General features: G+C 54.7%; 14 protein-coding genes. 10 read left to right on the top strand and 4 right to left on the bottom strand.

What is annotated here, in order from left to right; translation table 11 throughout:
* Window positions 1-65 precede the first annotated feature (65 nt).
* The 4 genes from BCV73_RS16875 (at window position 66) to BCV73_RS16860 (ending at window position 3,586) form a co-directional block, all read left to right on the top strand.
* The gene (locus BCV73_RS16875; protein WP_089547994.1) at window positions 66-1,286 is read left to right on the top strand and encodes an MFS transporter; all 1,221 of its coding nucleotides are present in this window, start codon (window positions 66-68) and stop codon (window positions 1,284-1,286) included.
* A gap of 200 nt (window positions 1,287-1,486) precedes the next feature.
* A complete protein-coding gene (locus BCV73_RS16870; protein ID WP_076170972.1) occupies window positions 1,487-1,831 on the top strand; it encodes a YojF family protein in 345 nt (114 codons plus the stop codon).
* A gap of 20 nt (window positions 1,832-1,851) precedes the next feature.
* A complete protein-coding gene (bshB2, locus tag BCV73_RS16865) occupies window positions 1,852-2,502 on the top strand; it encodes a bacillithiol biosynthesis deacetylase BshB2 (RefSeq protein ID WP_089547993.1) in 651 nt (216 codons plus the stop codon).
* 226 nt (window positions 2,503-2,728) lie between these two features.
* On the top strand, window positions 2,729-3,586 hold the full coding sequence (locus tag BCV73_RS16860; RefSeq protein WP_256992884.1) for an SAM-dependent methyltransferase: 858 nt from the start codon (window positions 2,729-2,731) through the stop codon (window positions 3,584-3,586).
* A gap of 193 nt (window positions 3,587-3,779) precedes the next feature.
* Here BCV73_RS16860 and BCV73_RS16855 read toward each other — a convergent pair whose 3' ends face one another.
* Together BCV73_RS16855 and BCV73_RS16850 are read right to left on the bottom strand one after the other, a co-directional pair.
* On the bottom strand, window positions 3,780-4,511 hold the full coding sequence (locus BCV73_RS16855) for an RluA family pseudouridine synthase (protein WP_089547992.1): 732 nt from the start codon (window positions 4,509-4,511) through the stop codon (window positions 3,780-3,782).
* Window positions 4,512-4,514: 3 nt separating this feature from the next.
* The gene (locus tag BCV73_RS16850; protein WP_089547991.1) at window positions 4,515-5,378 is read right to left on the bottom strand and encodes a class I SAM-dependent methyltransferase; all 864 of its coding nucleotides are present in this window, start codon (window positions 5,376-5,378) and stop codon (window positions 4,515-4,517) included.
* A gap of 139 nt (window positions 5,379-5,517) precedes the next feature.
* On the opposite strand from BCV73_RS16850, the gene BCV73_RS16845 reads away from it, so the two are divergent.
* Complete coding sequence (locus BCV73_RS16845; RefSeq protein ID WP_089547990.1) at window positions 5,518-5,943, top strand: hypothetical protein; 426 nt, start codon at window positions 5,518-5,520, stop codon at window positions 5,941-5,943.
* Between the two features lie 84 nt (window positions 5,944-6,027).
* Here the strand turns inward: BCV73_RS16845 and BCV73_RS16840 are convergent, their stop codons facing one another.
* Window positions 6,028-6,777 carry a GNAT family N-acetyltransferase gene (locus BCV73_RS16840; protein ID WP_143811876.1) on the bottom strand — a complete coding sequence of 250 codons (750 nt, stop codon included), beginning with the start codon at window positions 6,775-6,777 and terminating at the stop codon, window positions 6,028-6,030.
* A 284-nt stretch (window positions 6,778-7,061) separates the two neighbouring features.
* Here BCV73_RS16840 and hpaB point away from each other — a divergent pair, with 284 nt between their 5' ends.
* The gene (hpaB, locus tag BCV73_RS16835; RefSeq protein WP_089547988.1) at window positions 7,062-8,519 is read left to right on the top strand and encodes a 4-hydroxyphenylacetate 3-monooxygenase, oxygenase component; all 1,458 of its coding nucleotides are present in this window, start codon (window positions 7,062-7,064) and stop codon (window positions 8,517-8,519) included.
* A 357-nt stretch (window positions 8,520-8,876) separates the two neighbouring features.
* On the opposite strand, the gene BCV73_RS16830 is transcribed toward hpaB, so the two are convergent.
* A complete protein-coding gene (locus BCV73_RS16830; RefSeq protein ID WP_089547987.1) occupies window positions 8,877-9,779 on the bottom strand; it encodes a glucose 1-dehydrogenase in 903 nt (300 codons plus the stop codon).
* Between the two features lie 222 nt (window positions 9,780-10,001).
* Here BCV73_RS16830 and BCV73_RS16825 point away from each other — a divergent pair, with 222 nt between their 5' ends.
* From BCV73_RS16825 to BCV73_RS16810, 4 genes are all read left to right on the top strand, one after another.
* On the top strand, window positions 10,002-10,931 hold the full coding sequence (locus BCV73_RS16825) for a carbohydrate ABC transporter permease (protein WP_076171734.1): 930 nt from the start codon (window positions 10,002-10,004) through the stop codon (window positions 10,929-10,931).
* A 65-nt stretch (window positions 10,932-10,996) separates the two neighbouring features.
* Window positions 10,997-11,863 (top strand): carbohydrate ABC transporter permease, encoded by an 867-nt coding sequence (locus BCV73_RS16820; RefSeq protein ID WP_076170988.1) that lies wholly within the window; start codon window positions 10,997-10,999, stop codon window positions 11,861-11,863.
* Between the two features lie 80 nt (window positions 11,864-11,943).
* Entirely contained in the window at window positions 11,944-13,323 is a 1,380-nt protein-coding gene (locus BCV73_RS16815; RefSeq protein ID WP_076170990.1) for an extracellular solute-binding protein, read from the top strand.
* Window positions 13,324-13,478: 155 nt separating this feature from the next.
* Window positions 13,479-14,450 (top strand): Gfo/Idh/MocA family protein, encoded by a 972-nt coding sequence (locus BCV73_RS16810; RefSeq protein WP_089547986.1) that lies wholly within the window; start codon window positions 13,479-13,481, stop codon window positions 14,448-14,450.
* Window positions 14,451-14,567: the final 117 nt, after the last annotated feature.

Here is a 14,567-nt window from a genome sequence, read left to right as displayed (position 1 = left end):
TTTAGGGCATCGTATGGATAACGATGCTTGTACCCCTATTATTTCTTCAAGAGGAGTCATCATGGATGAGTAAGTTAGAGCTTTTGCGCCACCCCAAGCAAAGAAAGCTGCTCTTTAGCGCCGGCTTCAGCTGGTTGTTCGACGCTATGGATGTCGGCATCATATCATTTATCGTAACGGCATTAACGGCCGAATGGAAGCTGTCACCGCAGCAGGTCGGGGTCCTGACCAGCATGAACTCCGTCGGCATGGTCATCGGAGCGGCTGCTGCCGGTTATATGGCCGACCGGTTCGGTCGCAAGACGATCCTGCTGTGGACCCTGCTCATTTTTTCGGTGGCGAGCGGGTTGTCCGCGTTGGCCGCAAGCTTTGCCGTGCTGTGCCTGCTGCGGTTTATTACCGGTATCGGTCTTGGCGGCGAGCTGCCGGTGGCTTCAACGCTCGTCTCGGAGTCGATGCCGGCACGTGACCGCGGCAGAGCCGTCGTCCTGCTGGAGAGCTTCTGGGCGGGAGGATGGCTGGTCGCTGCGCTGGTGTCTTACTTCGTCATTCCGAAGTACGGATGGCAGATTGCGTTTGTCATCGGGGCCTTACCTGCGCTGTATGCCATATATTTACGCAAATCCATCGAAGATGCGCCGCGCTTCAAGGAACAGCAGGCAAGCGTCTCCAAGCTGTCCTTCGGGACCAAATTCAAGTCGATTTGGGCTAAAGAGCACAGCCGCTCCACGCTGATGCTTTGGATTCTGTGGTTTACCGTCGTGTTTTCCTATTACGGCATGTTTTTGTGGCTGCCGTCGGTCATGGTTCTCAAAGGCTTCAGTTTGGTCAAAAGTTTTGAATACGTTCTGATCATGACGATCGCCCAGCTGCCCGGTTATTTTACCGCGGCTTACTTCATCGAGAAGTTCGGACGCAAGTTCGTTATGGTTACTTATTTGACGCTGACGGCGCTGAGTGCGCTGTGGTTCGGTTATGCGGACACCGAAGGCATGCTGATTGCTGCGGGCATTTGCTTGTCCTTCTTCAACCTCGGTGCCTGGGGCGGCATGTATGCCTATACACCGGAGCTGTACCCGACCCGGGTGCGGTCCACCGGCGTGGGGCTGGCCACCTCGGTCGGCCGGGTCGGCGGCGTGATAGCCCCGCTTCTCGTAGGCGTCATGGTTGGCAAGGGCATCAGCATCGATACCATTTTCGGCATGTTTTTTGTCATTGTGCTGATTGGTGCAATCGGAGTGCTGCTTCTCGGTAAGGAAACCAAAGGCAGGGAACTGGCCGATTAAACGGCAATAAATATGTCATGTGTTGAAGAAGCTGTCATGGGCAGCTTCTTTCCTTTTTCGTCATGCATATTTTTGGACTTTACCACGCCCGTTCTTCCGCCCAAGATGACTAAATCTACGGGTTTGATTGTGATTTCCCGTTGTTTTGAATTATAATAAATAATGTTGCAGTTAGACGCTATCAGAATGGGGGAAGGAATATGCAGCTGATCAATCCCGGCATGGTCCAGGAGATGCTAGATTCATTGAAAAACCAGGACCTTTATATACACCTTGAAATGACAACGGGTGCTTACGCTTCACACAACGATTCATCCAAATTTACCGCATCGACGTTTATCCATAACGGCGTCGTCCGATATTCGCAAGGCTCCATCGCCGGCTTTGGCCCTTACCGGGTCGGCCTCAAGATGGAGCAGGGCTGGGTTTATTCCCAAGGCTTGACCCATTTTGAAGAAACGGAAACGGATCGGCTGATCATGGCCGGACATGACAGCGACGGCAAGCTCGTCGTGGCGCTTCAGCTGAGCCGCCAACCATTTTAACGAGAGAGAAGGTTAGACATATGGAAAAACATATCCTTGTGGTGTTTCCCCACCCCGATGATGAGTCGTTCGGCACGTCGGGGACGCTGGCTAAGCATATCCAGGCCGGAACCCAGGTGACGTACGCCTGTTTAACCCTGGGGGAAATGGCCCGCAACATGGGCAATCCCATCTTGGCGAACCGCGTGACACTTCCCGAGCTGCGCCGGAAGGAGCTGGAAGAGTCCTGCCGGGCGATCGGCATCCAGGATCTTCGCCTCATGGGTCTGCATGACAAGACGGTGGAGTTTGAGGATCAGGAGATGCTCACCAGCCGTCTGCGCGCGCTGATTGACGAAGTGAAGCCGTCGCTGATCATCACTTTTTATCCGGGGTACGCGGTTCATCCGGACCATGACGCGACCGGAGCCGCGGTTATCCGGACCGTGACGGCCATGCCGAAGAAGGAGCGGCCGAAAGTGCACTGCCTAGCGTTCTCCAACGGGTGCGAGAAGATCCTTGGCAAACCGGATGTCTTCGTGGATGTGCGCGATTTTTTACCGCAGAAGTTTGCCTCGATCCGCGCCCATCAGTCGCAGTTCCGCTGGGAGACGAGCGGACAGTCGGAGCTGGATAAAGCCGTGCTGGAGCGCTTCAGCCAAGAGCGGTTCTGGACTTATCACTTTGAATAATAGCATGAATTCCAAGACAAGCCGGACGGGCTGCTGCCATCATTGCAGCGCCCGTCTTTTTTTGTGCAGCATTATCGAAGCCGTAGGCCGGCTCATGTTGCGAAAGCACATCAAGCGCGTCTTGGCCCCAATGGAGGATATTGACAACATGGGGCTCCGGCGGATACAATTTGTGAAATCCTGTTTGGGATTTAATATGTGAGCAGAAAGGTGTGTGGCCCTGGAGATGAGCCGAGAAGAGTTGAGAAGAGCAGAGTTTGCGAGCGGAGATCGTACCGGAGAAGTCGGTACCAGAGAAGAGGGTCCCGGAGAAGCGGCGGCCGTGGCTGAGCCGTTAAACAGAGGGCTGGCCGATGAGGAGCCAAGCCGTGATCAGTTTAGCCTTTCCGAGGGAGATGCAGGGGACATCCGGCTGGAGCGGATCGTCTTCATCGGAAGAACCTATGACGAATATTTGCGGATGTTTCATTTGAAGTCCGGGGACTTGAAGGGACGAACCGTCCTGGATTGCCCCGGCGGGGCATGCTCGTTTACGGCCAAGGCGAGGCAGATCGGCATTGAAGCCGTTGCTGCGGATATAGCCTATCAGTTTGACCCTGCGGCACTTGAGGCGAAGGGAAGGCTCGATATCGGGCATGCGGTGCAGCATGTGGAGAGCCTGGGCGATCAGTACCGGTGGGACGAATTCGGCGGTCCCGAGGGGCTCCGCAGCGAGCGTACAGAGGCCTTGACCGCCACGGTCCAGGATATGAAGGAGCACCCTGATCGTTACGTTGCCGCGGTTTTGCCGATGCTGCCCTTTGCAGACCGGCAGTTTGACATGACGCTGTCGGCGCATTTCTTGTTTATGTACAGCGACAAGCTGGATTACGCGTTTCATGAGCAGACGGTGGCTGAGCTTATGCGGGTGACGAAGGATGAAATCCGGATTTTTCCGCTGGTGGACCAGAGCAGCCGCAGGTACAAGGACATGCAGAAGCTGCTGTCGTTTGCCGCCGTTAACGGATGGTCGGCCGAGGAGCGGCCATCGGACTACGAGTTCCAGCGCGGAGCATCCTCAATGCTGGTGCTGACAAGAAACTGACGGGAAAAAGAATGGCGGAACGAGAACGGTCGTTGGATGCCGGCATAATGCCGAAGTTGGATCGTAACCGTCTTTGGTCAGCTCCGCAGAACTTATTCTTATTAAATCATAAAAAAGCCGGAGAGCCTGCGTATGCAGGGCTCTCCGGCTTTTATACTGTTTGCGGCCGATTGCAGCCGCCGGGCGGGATGAATTATGATTCCTTGTCCGTCAAAGCGTTCAGGGTCGCTTCCGGCCACAAATTCCAGGGATGCTCGGCAGGCGGAAGTGAGGCAAGGACGATTTCTTCCTTTGTGACGGGATGAGGGACGCCGACGATGACAGACCACAGGGCGATCTGCTGCCCCGGCTTATTTGCCCCTTTGCCGTATTTCTGGTCGCCGTAGAGCGGACAGCCGGCATGGCTCATCTGAACCCGAATCTGATGGGACCGGCCGGTATGGAGCTCCACCTTGACCAAGCTATAGCGGTCTGCCTCTGCGATCACTTCGTAATCCAGCAGCGCTTCCTTCGCGCCGGTTGTTTCCGGCTTCACCACAGACACGGTATTGGTCTTGGCATCCTTGAGCAGGAAGTCTTTCAGGCTTCCTGTCGGCGCAGGCAGCCTCCCGTGTACGACGGCCGCATACACTTTGCGAAACTTGCGGGAGCGTACCGTTTCCGACAGACGAGAGGCGGCCTTGGATGTCTTGGCAAACACCATCGCCCCGCCGACGGGGCGATCCAGCCGGTGCACCAGGCCGACAAATACGTTGCCGGGCTTGTTATACCGGATTTTGATGTCCTCCTTGAGCAGGCTGACCAGATCGGCATCCCCGGAGGCATCTTCCTGCGTAGGAACGTTGACCGGCTTCACGATGCCTAATAAATGATTGTCCTCATACAAAATCGGAATGCGGACGTCCTGACCATCGGCTCTGCTCATGGTTTAAGACTCCCATCTTCCCAAAATACCGCACGGCAGAATCAGTCCGGAGGCGGTAATCGGCAGTCCGAGCTCGCCGCAGGAAATGCTTCCTCCAAACCGGCGGGCTGCCGTCATGGACAGGATGTTATGCAGTACGGTCGGCGAAATACCGGTCGTATACGAATTAATGAGCATAAACAATGGGTTGTCCGACATGATGCTCATGCAGCTCTCGACGAAGGGATAGAGGCTCTGCTCCAGCTTCCACATTTCCCCGCCGGGTCCACGGCCGTAGGATGGCGGGTCCATGATGATCGCGTCGTATTTATTGCCGCGGCGCTGTTCGCGCTGCACGAATTTGAACACGTCGTCCGTTATGAAACGGACCGGACGGTCTCCGAGGCCGGACAGCTGCAGGTTCTCCTTGGCCCATTGAACCATGCCTTTTGCGGCGTCGACATGGACGACTTGGGCGCCTGCGGAAGCTGCCGCCACGCTGGCTCCGCCGGTATAGGCGAACAGGTTCAGCACCTGGATCGGACGGCCCGCCCCGGCAATCTTGTCCATCATCCAGCGCCAGTTGGCTGCTTGCTCGGGGAACAAACCGGTATGCTTAAAGTTGGTAGGGCGGATATGGAACTTCAGCTTGTCGTAGGAAATGGTCCAGCGGTCGGGGATCGGCTTTTTCATGTCCCATTGGCCGCCGCCCGAAGAGCTTCGGTGGTAATGCCCGTGAACTTGGCGCCACTGCCCCGTTTCGTTGGTGAGCGGCCATATAATCTGCGGGTCGGGTCTGCGGAGAATGACGTCTCCCCAACGCTCCAGCTTTTCCCCGTCCCCGGTATCAATCAATTCATAATCCTGCCAATCGCGTGCTACATACATGAATGCATTCCATCCTTCTGTTCTTTAATTTCATTTAGCTTATATTGTACAACATTTCGTACATACAATGCACTTTCTTCATACTCGGTGCGGGTAAAGGTATAATAAAGATAACCCCTCGCGAAAGGAGGACTTGCCGGTGAGCAGCAGACGGAAAATATCGTGGATTCTCACTTGGTTTGGCTTGTTTTGCGGCATTCTTTATGTCAATCTGGCGGTCCGTGGCGGCACGAAGGATTGGTTTGGCTTTCTTGTCTTCGCCGTGCTTCCGCTTGGAATCGGACTTATACTGCGCACGAAAACGAAAAAAGCGAGAACATGGATGGAGATCACCCCCGAGATGGAGAAGAGCATTCTCCACCTGGCTGCGGAGCAGGAGAACCTGCTGACCGCAGCGGACGTTGCCTTGAATACAACACTCAGCATGGAGCAGGCCGGCGAGGCGCTGGAAGCGATGCGCCGCAAGGGACAGGTCCATTTACGGGTAGCGGATAACGGGGCGCTGGTCTATGAATTCCAGGCCGTTCTATCGATGGAAGCCAAGCTGAATGCGGAGCGGGTGTAAACCCCAGTCCACCCCGCCCCGCACAACGCAATAAACCGGCTGCGCCTTGGACATGCCAAGCGCAGCCGGTTTTTCTTGTGGCGATTATTGGGACGCCATGTACTCGTAGTAGTCCTGCTGTCTCATCACTTTGAATCCGCAGGACTCATACAGCCGGAGCGCATTGGGGTTCTGAACCGCCACCTCCAGCCATATGTCCCGCCCCCGTGCTATCGCTTCGGATACGATGAGCATCAGTGTGCTGCGGCCGATCCCCTGACCCCGAACAGATGCTTTCACCGCAAAGCCGTATATCCACGTATCGGATCCTGTATCTTCAAGAGATACCTTGCCGACGGTAACCCCATCCCGCTTAATGATGAGCGGCCGGGTTCCCGTTTCCTGCAGCAGCGATGAGTAGATTTCGGCTGATTCCTCCCGGCTCATCTCGAATCCTTCCTGATCGATGGCGATGATGTCCTCCATGTCGGCAAGCTCCGCGCTTCGCAGCTGGACCGACGGGTTCGCTTCCGCGACAGTTTGGCCGTCGTCATGCCATTTCATTTGATACTCCGAATGGCAGAACACCCCTCCTTGGGACTCGATGAAGCCTATGCCGCTGGAAGAGGAAGCCGGGGTATTCAGAAGGATGGTCTTATAGGCTGAAACGTTAGCCGAGCGGATGGCGTCCTTCCATAGATTCGTAAATATTCCCTGACGGCGGTAATCCGGATGTACCATGCCGCATACCTCGAGACCGCCGCCGAGCGGATATAAGGCGAGAAAACCGGTCAGCATATCGCCGGAATAATGAAAAAAGTCCAGCTTTGCGTCCGCGGGACGGGACTTCAGCATGCTCCAGTTTAATTTCAAAGTGATGGCATCGGCCCGCTCGCACAGCTCCTGCAGAGCGGAGATATCGCCTAGTTGACTTGGATTAAGAATAGTCTGCTTCCCCCATATTCGTTATTTTCTGCTATCATATCATGTTCCTATTTCGCGTTAAAGAGAGTGAATTGCACTTTATGCAAGGTTTTTTTGTTCATGCGAAGCCTCCATCATTAGGCGGTCATACCTCACTTCATACAGCGGCACGGAATAGGATGAATGTAACATTTCCTAGGAAGGGAGCCATCCGTATGCCGGTGAAAAACGGTAAGGAGTATATAGAGCGGATCGACCAGGCACAGCCGGAGGTTTGGCTTCGAGGTAAGAAAATCCAAGGAAAGCTGTCCGACCATGCGGCTTTCCGCGGGTTAATGAGCACTCAGGCGTCACTGTACGATATGCAGGTCGCGGAGGAGTATGCGCAGCTTCTGACATACACATCTCCGGAAACCGGGGAGCCGGTAGGCTTATCGTACTTACAGCCGAAGACGAAGGAAGATTTGGCCAGACGCAGGAGCGCGATGACGCTGTGGGGTGAGCGGCATTTCGGCCTGCTCGGCAGATCGCCGGATTATATGAACACGGCCGTTATGGCCTACGCTGCCGCCTCGGAGCTGCTGGCTGAAGCGGATGCGAAGTATGCGGACAACATGCGGAATTACTACCGGTACTGCTCAGAGAATGACATAACGCTGTCTCACGCCTTCGTGCAGCCGGCGGCGAGCCGTACCGCCGAAATGCTTGATGACGGAACGATCGTCAATACCGCGGCACGCATCGTCGACCAGACGACAGAAGGCGTCATCGTGTCAGGCGCGTTTCTGCTGGCGACCCAGGGAGTCACAGCGGATGAAATACTTGTGTATCCGCCGGCATCGTTCGTGTTTCAGGAGGAAGACAATCCTGAAACTTTTGCTTTTGCCGTCCCGAACAACCTGCCGGGGATGAAGTGGATAAGCCGGGAAAGCCTGGTCGGCGGCGATTCGGGTTACGATTATCCGCTCAGCTCGCGATTTGAGGAAATGGACACTCTCGTCATTTTCGATCACGTGCTCGTTCCATGGGAGCGTATATTCATTCTTGGCAACGACAGCCTGTCCATACGCTTCTTTGCACAGAGCGGCTTTCACGTGCATGCAGCGCACCAGGTTTGCTGCCGATACGTGGCGAAGACCGAGTTTGTACTTGGAATCATTTTGTCCATTGTCGACGCACTGGAAAGAACCGGAAGCGTGGTCACCGAACAAGTGACAGAGGTGATCGTAAATCTGGAGTTGCTCAAGGCGCTGCTGCTCGCCTCCGAAGCGGGTGCAAAGGTGGACCGGTGGGGAAGCATGATGCCCGACTATAAGCCGCTCTGGTCCGCTGCTGTCGTTTATCCCCAAATGTATGCACGGATGATGGAAATTATCCAGCTGCTCGGGTCCAGCAGCGTCATTATGATTCCGTCAGAGCAGGATTTTGAGGCACCCGGGATTGCTCCCTATTTATCGACTTATCTCAAAGGCAGCAGCATGGACGCGCGGGATAAGACTGCGCTGTTCCGGCTTGCCTGGGAGCTGAGCAGCAGCGGTTTCGGTGGGCGGCAGCAGCTCTACGAACGCTTTTTCTTCGGGGGACAGCAGGTAACCAGCAACAGGCTGTTTCAAGGCTATTTGGATAAGGAGAAATACAAGGAGCGGATTCAGCAATTTCTGCGGGATTTGTAATCGCCGTTCTACGGATCGGTCATATTCCACCCGGCCCGCTCATATATCTGTAATGGGGAACGTACGCAAGCAGCACGGGAGAGAGAAGCCGCCTGGGAAGAGCCATCCTTGCACAGAGGAGGCGGGCGGCGATGACGATCGATCAGCTGATCGCTTTATTGGCACTTGTCGTCATGATCATTGGACTTGTCAGCGGAAAAGGAAAATCATAAGCTGCAAAAAAAGAGAGCTGTCTTTCAGCTCTCTTTTTTTGCCTGCAAACCGCTTGACGCTTCTGACTGACCCAGGGCCTCCGTCCCGTAAAGATCGAATTTCATCGATGCTAAAGCGCCGCCTCTTTGCGATGCTGCCTCAGCACTAATCAGTAACCATTTGCCCTCCGTTGATGTGGATCGTCGTTCCGGTGATATACGACCCGTCGTCCGAAGCCAGCAGCACATACGTGGGTGCCAGCTCGTAAGGCTGGGCGGCACGCCCCAGCGGCACGTCGCGGCCGAAGACGGCAACCCGCTCAGGAGGTATCGAAGCGGGATTGAGAGGTGTCCATACGGGACCCGGAGCAACCGCGTTAACCCGGATGCATTGAGGGGCAAGATTTCGGGCGAGAGCGCGGGTGAAGCTGACGATCGCACCTTTAGTCGAGGAGTAGTCCATGAGCGTATCATTGCCGAGATACGCAGTCACGGATGCGGTGTTTACGATGCTGCTTCCCGGCCGGAGGTGGGGGAGGACCGCCTTGGTCAGAAGGATAAAGGACAAAATGTTCACTTCGAACGTATTGCGCAGCTGTTCTTCGGAAATGTCCATCAGTGAGGTTTGGAAGTACTGAACCCCGGCATTGTTAATGAGAATGTCGATTTTCCCGAATGCCTTCAGAGTGCTGTCTACGATATACGATGCAAAGCCTGGCGACCGCACGTCAACGGGAAGCAGAAGGCATTTTCTGCCGAGCTGGCGGATTCGCCGCTCCGTGTCCTGCGCGTCGCGGTGTTCGTTGAGATATACGATCACAAGGTCGGCGCCTTCTTTGGCAAAAGCGATGGCGACCGCACGGCCGATGCCGCTGTCCCCACCGGTGATGATCGCCACTTTGTCCTTTAATTTTCCGGTTCCGACATAGTTCGGATTTTCAGATACAGGGAGCGGGTTCATCACATATTCAATCCCCGGCTGCCCGTGCTGGTGCTGATCCGGCGGAAAAGCCACCGGAATGTCCTTGCACTGGTGAATGACGCCATATTTAGCATACGGATAGTTCATCGGCCAATCCTTCCTTAACCTTTTGATGGTACACAGTCTATTCACGGGATGGGCGAGTGTGCCAGTTATTTTTAAGTCTTACATCGAAATAACAAACGAACATAAACGGCTGTCCCGGACATAAATATGTACCAAAGCTGATGATCACCCAATGATGACGCATGTTGTTGGCATTAGGGATCCTTTTGGAAGGAGGAGGGCCGATTGATAGTAAGCAATGAGATGAATGCTGACAAGAGAATGACACCCAAACGAAAAAGATGGTTCACGCGCAATGATTGGACCGGCTATTTGTTCAGCGCCCCATTAATTATCGGCGTGCTCGCATTTGCCATCTATCCGATGTTTGCCGCATTGTTTATCAGCTTTCACCAGACGTCGGGCCTGTCGCTAAACGGAAAGTGGGTGGGGCTCAGCAATTACCGGTATGCCCTGGAGGATCCGGTCTTCTGGCAAGCGCTTACAAATACGTTTTTGATGGGCGTCTTGTCCGTGGTGCTCGGCATCGTATTATCCTTTGTGCTGGCGAGCCTGATCAACAATCTCAAATGGAACTTCGGCAAAAACTTTTTTAAGGCCGTCTATTTTCTGCCGAACGTCGTGTCGGCGGTAGCGACCAGTCTCCTGTTCTCGTTTCTGTTTTTCCCATCGAAAGAAGGGCTGCTGAACTTTGTGCTGAGCTGGTTCGGGGTACACCATCCCATTGGCTGGTTTACGAATCCGGAGGTGTCGCGCTACAGCATCGTGCTGATGAGCCTGTGGGGGGCGCTTGGCTACAACACAATCATTTTTCTGGCAGGCCTGCAAAGCGTGCCGCGCGACCTGTACGAAGCCGCTGAAGTCGATGGGGCGGGCGGGTACAAGAAATGGCTCCATATCACCATCCCTTATTTACGTCCGATCTTCGTCTTTATGCTCATCATGGGCACGATCGGCGGCATGAAGCGGTTCACTGACGTGTGGCTGATCGGCGGTACGGCAGGCAATCCGGGCGGAAGCCTGATGACGGTGGTGCTGTACATATACCGGAACGCATTTTTGGCATCGCAAATGGGTCTGGCCACAGCCGCTTCTTACCTGCTGTTCATCATCATTTTGGTGCTGACCGCAGTTATGATGCTGTTAAACCGCCGCAAAGACAGCCTCGACTGACACACTAGGGCCAATACCGACGTCATATCAGAACTACATGATACTTAAGCAAAGGAGGTCCCGCCATGATCCAAACGGCCGATTCCAAGGCGCTGCGCCGTAAAAAAATCCCTGTCAGTCAGTGGATTCTCGCCATCGTGCTGTTTCTCGGCTCCTTTATCATGATCGTGCCATTTCTGTGGATGCTCGTGACCAGCTTCGACTGGGGGGCCCGGCTGAACATTACGTTTCCGCCGAAAATTTGGCCGGAAGAGCCGTCCATACGCACGTACGAAGTGGCCTTTACGAACATTAAAATGTTCCGTTATATCATCAATTCCATCATCGTCAGCGCAGGCGTCATCGTTGTCAGCTCCCTGTCCGCGCTGCTGTCCGGTTATGCCCTCTCCAAGCTGCGGTTCAAAGGGGCGAGCCTGGTGCTTCTGCTGGCACTGAGTACGATGATGATTCCGTTTGAAATGACCATGATTCCGCAGTACCTGCTCTTCAGCAAGCTGGGGCTTCTGGACAATTATCTGGCTTTTTATTTACCGGCACTTAACTATGCCTTCGGCACGTTTTTGGCCAAAGCCTTCATCGACCAGCTGCCATCCAGTCTGCGCGAAGCCGCCATTCTCGACGGCGCCGGGGAGTTCACCGTGTTCGGCCGGGTGTATTTGCCGCTCTGCACGCCGATTATCGCCACCATGATCATCCTCCTGTTCCTGGGCGTGTGGAACGAAATGCTGTGGCCGCTGCTGGTGCTGAAGAACGCTGCCAAATATACGATCCAGATCGGCCTGGCGATGTTTACGTATAACAACGGCATCAACCAACAGCCCTCGATCATTATGGCTGCAACGGCGGTCAGTCTCATTCCTGTCGTCGTCGTATATATGTTTTTGCAGCGTTACATTATCGAAAGCATTGCTTTGTCCGGGATCAAGCAGTAAACCCGGCGAAGCGCGGCCTTGGGGCCGCACGGCACCAATGATGATTGCGAACACACTGATGATGAGAAGGGGGAACATGCATGAAAAAATGGCTTCTGCTCCTGCTGTCCTGCACGCTCGTGTTCACGCTGGCAGCCTGCTCTGAAGGGTCAGGCAAAGACGTGACCGGCGGCGTGGAAATCAAGCAAGTCTCCGACATGAAAGGAACCGTCCGGGTGGCGCTGGCCGGCTGGCAGCTCGACAACGGCATCAACGCGCAGACGGGTAATCCGACGATCGGGCTGACCGAGTACATGGATAAGACGTTCAAGAAAATGTACCCGAATATCAAGGTGGAGCTGTACCAAATTCCTTGGGAGAACGTAAAGGCCAAGCAAACGGCGATGCTCATGTCGGGGGATGCCGACGTGCTGTACACCGGGGGAGCTTTTGCCTCCCAATGGTATCAGGACGGACTGCTGCGTGATCTGGACGACCTGATCAAAGAAGACACATCGTTTGATCCCGGCATTTACCTGGACGGCATCATGAACAATTCCTACAGCACCAAGTCGCCGGACGGATCCAAGCAGTTCGGCATTCCTGCCGTGCTGGGCCGCCGCATGACGATCTATGATAAAAAGCTGTTCAGCGACTGGGGCGTCGAAGGCTTGACAGAGAAAGCGACCCCCGAAGAAATTTTGGAAAAAGCCAAAAAGATGACCGGCAAAAATCCGAAAACCGGCGAGCAGAACTACGGCGTATACTGGTCGGGCAACTCGCTGAACGGCTCCACTTTTGTGGCGCTGACCCTGGCTTTCGGAGCGAAAGGGGCCGAAGGCTCGCTGAAAGACGTAAAGTCGATCAAATGGCATCTGAACACCCCGGAAATGGTCAAGGTCATGGAATGGCTGAAGGAGGCCGCAAAGCTGCCGCCGGCCGGCTTTATCACAGCCCAGGGAGCGGAAAACTTCGGGCTTGAGAAGAACAACATCGCGATTGCGCTGGACAGCACCGGCGGCGCGACGATGAACGAATTTATCGCAAACAATAACAAGGATTTGCTGGACCGGTTCGAGCCGGTGATGAATATGGGCCCGAAAGGCGAAGGCTGGGTGGCCGTGGATCCGTTCGTCATGGCGAAGAACGCCAAGGACGTGAAAGCTTCCTGGGAAGTTCTCAAATTCCTGACCAGCCCGATGACGCAAAAATATACGTATGAGAACTTCGCGATGACACCGACGATCAAGCAGGCCGATTTTGTGAAGCCGGAAGACAAATATGTGAAAAAGGCGCTGGATATCGCCAATGTCGGGCACTCCGAGCTGATGGACGAAGCCAATCCATTCTATATGAGCGACATCGTCCCGGCCGTCAACGGCTTTATCAGCAAGGCGGCTTCCGGCAACGCGCCGGACATCCAGCAGTTCCTGGACGAACTGCAGGACCGCGCGGAGAAATGGTCCGCCAATCTGAAGTGACAGGTTAAAGCGAGTGCAGGGCCCTTCACGGGGCCTTTGCACTTCCTTTTTACCAGGAGACGCAAGGACGATATTCGAAATTGTAGCTGCCTAGAGATAGGAGCAAATGATCCCATTGCGTGTGTTTGAAAAACAGTATGTAAGGAGGTCCCATGATGGTTCGTGTTGGTTTGGTCGGGGCAGGCGGAATCGCCTCCGAGCATTTGAAGCATATTGACGATCATGATCAGGCGGAGCTGGTCGCCGTGTGCGATATTTCCGCGAAGCAGGCGGAACAAGCCGTAAAACGGCATGGTGGAGTCGCCTATACGGATATCCGGCGGATGCTGGCGAACGAGCAGCTGGATGCACTCTTTGTATGCGTCCCTCCTTTTGCCCATGGTGATATTGAAGAGCAGGCGGCAGGAAGAGGCATTCATCTGCTGGTGGAAAAGCCGCTGGGTCTGGATATGGGCATTGTACGGCAAAAAGCGGATTTTATCCGGAAAGCGGGCGTCATGACGGCCACAGGCTACTGCCTAAGGTATATGGAGCCGGTACAGAAGGCGAAACAGTACCTGGCCGGCAAAGAAATCGCCATGGTGCGGGCCCACAGGTTCGGCGGGCTGCCGGATACCCCTTGGTGGGTGGATCATGCCAAGTCGGGCGGACAGCTGGTAGAGCAGACGACCCATAATGTGGATCTTATGCTGTACTTGGCCGGAACAGTCCACAAGGTCAGTGCTGACATGGCCCTGCTGCTGAACAGAGACGTTCCCGGGATCACGACGCCGGATGCCGCTTCGGTCAACCTGGTGTTCGATTCGGGCGCAATCGGTCACATTGACACCGGTTTTCTACCCCAGCCGGACAGCCGTTCCTCCCTGGAGATCATTGGAAGGGACTTTAGATTGACGCTCGAAGGAACGTCGCTTACCATTCTGGAACCGGAGCAGACGATCATTCTTCGCGGCAAATCCGATTTCTACAAAGTCCAGGACGACGCTTTCATTCGGGCCGTTGCCACGGGTGACCAGAGCTTGATTCTGGCTCCGTATGAAGAAGCGATGCATACGCTGGAAGTGACGCTGGCTGCCAACGAATCGGCACAAAGCGGATTGCCGGTAACCATAACCAAGAGGGGGTAAATATAGAGCCCCTGAAGGAGCCTGCGGGCTCCTTTTTTGCGTATCCGGATAGCTGTAAGCCGTGCATAAACATATCGATGCCGTGCATAATCACGCCTTTTCCATAATCAGGATATG

The organism is Paenibacillus sp. SSG-1 (genome assembly GCF_002224835.1).
Lineage (GTDB): Bacteria > Bacillota > Bacilli > Paenibacillales > Paenibacillaceae > Paenibacillus_AQ > Paenibacillus_AQ favisporus.
Note: the sequence above shows the minus strand (reverse complement) of the source record. Positions and strands in the feature narration are given on the sequence as shown.